Here is a 6,790-nt window from a genome sequence, read left to right on the forward strand (position 1 = left end):
GCCCAGGTGCAGCGCACCCCCGATGCCATCGCCGTCACCTGCGAGGGCCAGGCCCTGAGCTATGCCCAGCTCAACCAGCGTGCCAACGCCCTGGCTCGGCGCCTGGTCGACGACGGGGTCGGGCCTGACGTACTGGTCGGCCTGGCTGCCGAGCGCTCGCTGGACATGGTCGTTGGCATCTTCGCCATCCTCAAGGCTGGCGGTGCCTACGTGCCGCTGGACCCGGCCTACCCGGCCGACCGTTTGGCCTACATGATCGAAGACAGCGGCCTGCAGCGCGTGCTGGCCCAGCCCCAGGTGCTGGCCAGCCTGCCGGTGCCGGCAGGCGTGCGCGTGCTCAGCCTGGAAAGCAGCGATGACAGTACCCAGGCCGACCCGCTGGCCTGCTCGCCGGTCACGGTCAGCCCGGACAACCTCGCCTACGTGATCTACACCTCCGGTTCCACCGGCAAGCCCAAGGGCGTGCTGCTGCCGCAGCGCAACGTGCTGCGCCTGTTCACGGCCACCGACGCCGACTTCCGCTTCGGCAGCGACGACGTGTGGAGCCTGTTCCACTCCTATGCCTTCGACTTCTCGGTGTGGGAAATCTTCGGCGCCCTGCTGTACGGCGGGCGCCTGGTGATCGTGCCGCAGCACACCAGCCGCTCACCCGAGGCCTTCTACCAGTTGCTGGCCGATGAGCAGGTCACGGTGCTGAACCAGACCCCGTCGGCGTTCAAGCAACTGATGGCGGTGGCCACCACGGCTGAGCCGCAGCGGCCACTGGCATTGCGCAGCGTGGTGTTCGGGGGCGAGGCGCTGGACGTCAACAGCCTGGCACCGTGGTTCGAACGCTTCGGCGACCGCCAGCCGCAGCTGGTGAACATGTACGGCATCACCGAAACCACCGTGCATGTCAGCTACCGGCCGCTGTCGCGGGCCGACCTGGGCAAGGCGGCCAGCAGCCCGATGGGCGTGCCGATCCCCGACCTGTCCTGGTATGTGCTCGACGGCGACCTGAACCCGGTAGCCAAAGGCTGCATCGGCGAGCTGTACGTGGGCCGCGCCGGCCTGGCGCGCGGCTACCTCAAGCGCAGCGACCTGAGCGCCACGCGCTTCGTGCCGGACCCGTTCGGTGCCCCTGGCGGGCGCCTGTACCGCACCGGTGACCTGGCGCGCTACCACGCCGACGGGGTGATCGAATACGCCGGGCGCATCGACCACCAGGTGAAGATCCGCGGCTTCCGCATCGAGCTGGGGGAAATCGAAGCCCGCCTGCAGGCCCAGCCGCAGGTGCGCGATGCCCTGGTGCTGGCCCAGGAAGGCGCGACCGGCCAGCAGCTGGTGGCCTACCTGATCCCCGCTGCCGAGGTAGCGCTGGAGCAGCAGGCCGGGCTGCGCGCGCAGCTGCGCGAACAGCTGAAGGAAGCGCTGCCGGACTACATGGTCCCGGCGCACCTGCTGCTGCTCGACCGGTGGCCGCTGACAGCCAACGGCAAGCTCGACCGCAAGGCCTTGCCCAAGGCCGATGCCAGCCTGTTGCAGCACGGTTATCGCGCCCCACGCAGCGAGCTTGAACAGCAGCTGGCAGCCATCTGGCAGGACGTGCTCAAGCTTGAGCAAGTGGGCCTGGACGACCACTTCTTCGAACTGGGCGGCCATTCATTGCTGGCCGTGAGCGTGGTATCGCGGGTGCAACTGGAACTCGGCCTGAGCCTGACCCCGCAACTGATTTTCCAGCACCCGACCCTGGCGAGCTTCGCCGAACAGCTGGCCCAGGCATCTGCGCCGGCGGACACACAAACACTCAGCAAGCTGTCGGCTCTGCTGGACGAAATGGAGGAGGTGTGATGGACACCGCAGTCGCCACGAAAATTGCTCAGCGCTTCATCAATCTGCCGCTGGAAAAGCGTCGCCAATACCTGCAGAAAATGCTTGAAGAGGGCGTGTCCCCGGCCAACCTGCCCATTCCGCTGGTGCGCGACGACACCACCGTGGTGCCGTTGTCGTTTGCCCAGGAGCGCCAATGGTTCCTGTGGCAGATGGAGCCTCAGGGCACTGCCTACAACATCGGGGTCAGCCTGCGCCTGCATGGCCCGCTGAACCTGCAGGCCTTGCAAGGCAGTTTCGATGCGCTGCTGGCGCGGCACGAGAGCTTGCGCACCACGTTCACCCATGACAGCCGCGACGGTGGCCCACGCCAGCAAATCGCCCCACAGCTGACGGTAGCGATCGAATGCCGTGAGCGCGGTGTGGGCGATGAGCAGGCGCAGATTCAGGCCTTCGTCGAAGCCCATCGGGAGCAGCCGTTTGACCTGCAACACGGCCCCGTGTTGCGCGTGGCGTTGCTGCGCCTGGCGGCCGAGGACCATGTGTTCAGCCTGGTGGTGCACCACATCGCCGCTGACGGCTGGTCGCTGAAGGTCATGGTCGATGAACTGCTGCAGGGTTACAGTGCCTGCTGCCAAGGGCATGCCGTGGCTGTTCGGCCGCTGCCCATCCAGTACGCCGACTATGCCATCTGGCAACGGCGCTGGATGGAGGCCGGTGAGCGCGAGCGGCAGCTGGCCTATTGGCAAGCGCAGTTGGGTGGCCAGCAGCCGGTGCTGGAACTGCCCACCGATCGGCCCCGCCCGGGGCTGATGAGCTACCGCGGCGCACGGCACGACTTCAGCTTGCCGGCCGAACTGTGCCAACGCCTGCAAGACCTGGCCCGCCACGAAGGGGTGACCTTGTTCGTGCTGTTGCTGGCCGCGTTCCAGGCCTTGCTGCAGCGCTACAGCGGGCAGCAGGACATTCGCGTGGGTGTGCCCATCGCCAACCGCAACCGGGTAGAAACCGAAGGGTTGATCGGGTTTTTCGTCAACACCCAGGTGCTGCGCGCGCAAATCGAGCCGCAGCAGACCTTCCGCGCGCTGTTGCAGCAAGCCCGCCAGGCCGCCAGCGACGCCCAGGCCCATCAAGAGCTGCCGTTCGAACAACTGGTCGAAGCCTTGCAGCCGGGGCGTAGCCTGAGCCACAGCCCGTTGTTCCAGGTCATGTTCAACCACCAGCGCCAGGGCAATGGCCAGCAGGCCGCCAGCGACACAGCGCTGCGTATCGAGGCTTTGCCTGGTGAAACGCGCACCGCGCCGTTTGACCTCACCCTGGAAACCTTCGAAGCGCCAGGGCAGATCGGCGCTTCTTTCAACTACGCCACCGATCTGTTCGATGCCACGACCGTGGCGCGCATGGCCGGGCACTGGGTGCAATTGCTAGACGGCATCGTGGCCGACGCGGGTCAGCGAATCGCTGCGTTGCCACTGCTCAGCGACAGCGAGCTGGACGTGATCGGCCAGGCCTGGAATGACACGGCGGTGCCGGTTGCCGACGCCTGTATCCAGCACCTGATCGAGCAGCGTGCCCATGCCACGCCGCATGCACCGGCCTTGCAGTTCGATGACCAGACGTTGAGCTACCAGCAACTCAACGAACACGCCAACCGCCTGGCCTGGCGCCTGATCGAAGGCGGCGTAGGGCCGGACGTCAAAGTCGGGGTGGCCCTCGAACGCTCGCCACAGATGCTCGTCGCCTTGCTGGCCGTGCTCAAGGCCGGGGGTGCCTATGTACCGCTGGACCCTCACTACCCGGACGAGCGGCTGGCCTACATGATGGAGGACAGCGGCATCAGGCTGCTGCTGACCCAGCCGTCGCTCCAGGCACGCCTGCCGATACCGGCCACGGTCCAGTGCCTGTTGCTGGCGCCCGAGCACCCGCTGGGCAGTGGCTGCAACGTGGCAGCCTACGGTGTGCACAACCCGCAGCCGCACCTGTCGGCCGAGCACCTTGCCTACATGATCTACACCTCGGGCTCCACCGGCAGGCCAAAAGGGGTGATGGTGCCCCACGGCGCGCTGGTCAACTTCATCGCCAGCATGGCCAAGGCGCCGGGGCTGGCTACCGGCGACCGCCTGTTGTCGTTGACCACGTTCTCGTTCGATATCTTCGGGCTGGAGGTGTACCTGCCGCTGGTGCAGGGCGCCTGCGTGGTCCTGGCCGGTCCGGATACCGCACAGGACCCGCAGCGGGTGCTGGAGCTGGTAGCGCAGCAGTCAGTGACCGTGCTGCAGGCCACCCCTTCGACCTGGCGCATGCTGCTAGACAGCGGCCGCGGCGAGGTGCTGGCCGGCTGCACGAAGCTGTGTGGCGGCGAAGCGCTGAGCGATGACCTGGCCCAGCGGCTGCTGGCCCTGGGCGGGCCGTTGTGGAACCTGTACGGGCCCACCGAAACCACCATCTGGTCGGCGCTGCACCGCTTGCAGCCCGCCAGGCCGCAGGCGTTGCTAGGCAGGCCGTTGGACAATACCCGGCTCTACCTGCTGGGTGAGGACCTGGCGCCAGTCCCTGTTGGCGTTGCCGGCGAGCTGCTGATTGGCGGGGCGGGGCTGGCGCGCGGGTATTACCAGCGGCCAGGGCTGACCGCCGAGCGTTTCGTCCCCGACCCGTTCGCCGGGAACGGTGAGCGGCTGTACCGCACCGGCGACCTGGCGCGTTACCGGGCCGAGGGTGTGGTGGAATACCTTGGGCGAATCGACCAGCAAGTGAAGATGCGTGGCTATCGTATCGAACTCGGTGAAATCGAGGCACAACTGGCGCGTCATCCCGCCATTCGCGAAGCGGCGGTAGTCGCCCGGCCGGGGCCTGGGGGTCAGCAGCTGGTGGCTTACCTGGTGCCGCAGGACGTGGCCGTGGTCGACGATGCACAGGCGCGGGAGGCACTGGGCGAGGCGCTGAAGCGGCAACTGCGCAGCGCGTTGCCGGAGTACATGGTGCCGACCTGGACGACGTTCGTCGCAACCTTCCCCCACACCCCCAATGGCAAGCTTGACCGCAACCGCCTGCCAGCCCCTGACCTGAGTGTCGCCCGGGTGGCCTACCTGGCACCGCAGAGTGAGCTGCAGCAGCAAGTGGCGCAGATCTGGCAGGAGGTGCTGCACGTCGATCAGGTCGGCCTTGCCGACAACTTCTTCGACCTCGGCGGGCATTCACTGCTGGCCACCCAGGTCACCGTGCGCCTGCGTGAGCAGTTGAAGCTGGAAACAGCGGTCAAGGCGCTGTTCACCACCCACGACCTGCAAACCTACTGTGCCGAGATCGCTGGTGCTCAGCCGCACACCCAGGCGGTCAACGATGCCTTGGCTAAATCCTTGGAGGCCCTCAAACGTCTATCAGCCGAAGATCTGGAAAATCTGATCTCTTGACAGGGGAAGGGCGTGCAAAAGTTAATCGAATCGGTAGCAACACTGTCGGCAAAGCAACGCAAGGCGCTGGCGGTGCTGCTCAAGCAGCAAGGTGTCGATCTGTACAGCGTGGCACCTGTTTTTCGACGCGATCCGACCGAGCCGCTTTCGCTGTCCTTCGCCCAGGAGCGGCAGCTGTTTCTTTGGCACCTTGAGCCAGACAGCGCCGCCTATCACCTGCCCAGTGCGCTGAACCTGCGCGGCGCACTGGACCTGGCTGCCCTGCAGCAAAGCTTCGATGCGCTGGTGGCGCGCCACGAGTCGCTGCGCACCACCTTCGCCACTGACGGTGAGCGCACCACACCAGTGATCCATGCCCCCGCGCCGGTGAGCATTGCCAGGCACACCCTGGCCCTGGCGCCCGGCGAGGACCGGGCGGCGCGGCTGCGCACCTGTATCACCGAAGAAATCCGCCAGCCGTTCGACCTGGCCCAGGGCCCGCTGCTGAGGGCCAGCCTGCTGTGCCTGGGGCCGGACGATCATGTGTTGCTGATCACCCAGCACCACATTGTCTCGGATGGCTGGTCGCTGGCGCTGATGGTGCAGGAGCTGGTGCACCTGTATCGCGCGTACAGCAGCGGCCAGCCTGCCAGCCTGCCGGCGTTGCCGATCCAGTACGCCGACTATGCCGCCTGGCAGCGCCAATGGATGGATGGCGGCGAACGGCAGCGCCAGCTAGCCTACTGGACCGCCCAGCTGGGCGGTGAACAGCCTGTGCTGGCGTTGCCCAGCGACCGCCCGCGGCCGTTGCACAGCAGCTACCGTGGCGCCCGCATCGACCTGCCACTGAGCCCGGCACTGGCCGATGGCCTGCGGCAACTGGCACGGCGCGAAGGGGTGACCCTGTTCATGCTGTTGCTGGCGACCTTCCAGTGCCTGTTGCACCGCTATACCGGGCAGTCGGACATCCGCGTCGGCGTGCCGGTCGCCAACCGCACGCGCAAGGAAACCGAAGGCCTGATCGGCTTCTTCGTCAATACCCAGGTACACAAGGCCGACATCGATACGCACCAACCGTTCGTCCGCCTGTTGCAGCAGGTCAAGGCCACTGCGCTGGAGGCCCAGGCGCACCAGGACTTGCCCTTCGAGCAGCTGGTGGATGCGCTGCAGGTCGAGCGGAGCCTGAACCGCAGCCCGTTGTTCCAGGTCATGTTCAACCATCGCAGCGCCGAGCGCCGGCTGCCAGGGGCCACACAGCTGCCAGGCCTGAGCGTGGAAGTGCTGGCGTGGGAAGAAGTGAACGCCCAGTTCGACCTGACCTTGGACACGGTCGAGACCGCGGATGGCCTGTGGGCATCGCTGACCTACGCCACCGACCTGTTCGACGCACCAAGCGTCGAGCGCATGGGGCAGCATTGGCAGCATCTGCTGCACAGTGTTGTCGCCCAGCCGCAACAGCCGGTGGGCGAGTTGCCGATGCTGAGCCCGCAGCAGACGCAAGCGGTGCTGCATGACCTTAACGACACCGCCACCGACTACCCCGGCGACTGGCGCGTGCACCAGCTGTTCGAGGCGCAGGCGCGTCGCCAGCC

3 protein-coding genes are annotated in these 6,790 nt (G+C 66.7%); all 3 read left to right on the forward strand.

Features of this window, described 5'->3' with window-relative positions:
* Positions 1 to 1,830 (forward strand): amino acid adenylation domain-containing protein (locus ACTJJN_RS26750; RefSeq protein WP_440781782.1); only part of this gene is annotated, 1,830 nt, incomplete at its 5' end.
* Positions 1,830 to 5,219 carry an amino acid adenylation domain-containing protein gene (locus tag ACTJJN_RS26755; protein WP_440781783.1) on the forward strand — a complete coding sequence of 1,130 codons (3,390 nt, stop codon included), beginning with the start codon at positions 1,830 to 1,832 and terminating at the stop codon, positions 5,217 to 5,219. The genes ACTJJN_RS26750 and ACTJJN_RS26755, both read left to right, overlap by 1 nt.
* 12 nt (positions 5,220 to 5,231) lie before the next feature.
* The coding region (locus tag ACTJJN_RS26760; protein ID WP_440781784.1) for a condensation domain-containing protein at positions 5,232 to 6,790 on the forward strand (1,559 nt) is incomplete at its 3' end.

This window comes from Pseudomonas sp. 22515, from assembly GCF_052044625.1.
Taxonomy (GTDB): domain Bacteria; phylum Pseudomonadota; class Gammaproteobacteria; order Pseudomonadales; family Pseudomonadaceae; genus Aquipseudomonas; species Aquipseudomonas alloputida.

Bases quoted from the DNA above. Each gene is read 5' to 3' on its own strand.
- ACTJJN_RS26755 (WP_440781783.1), top strand. From the start codon at position 1,830: ATGGACACCGCAGTCGCCACGAAAATTGCTCAGCGCTTCATCAATCTG.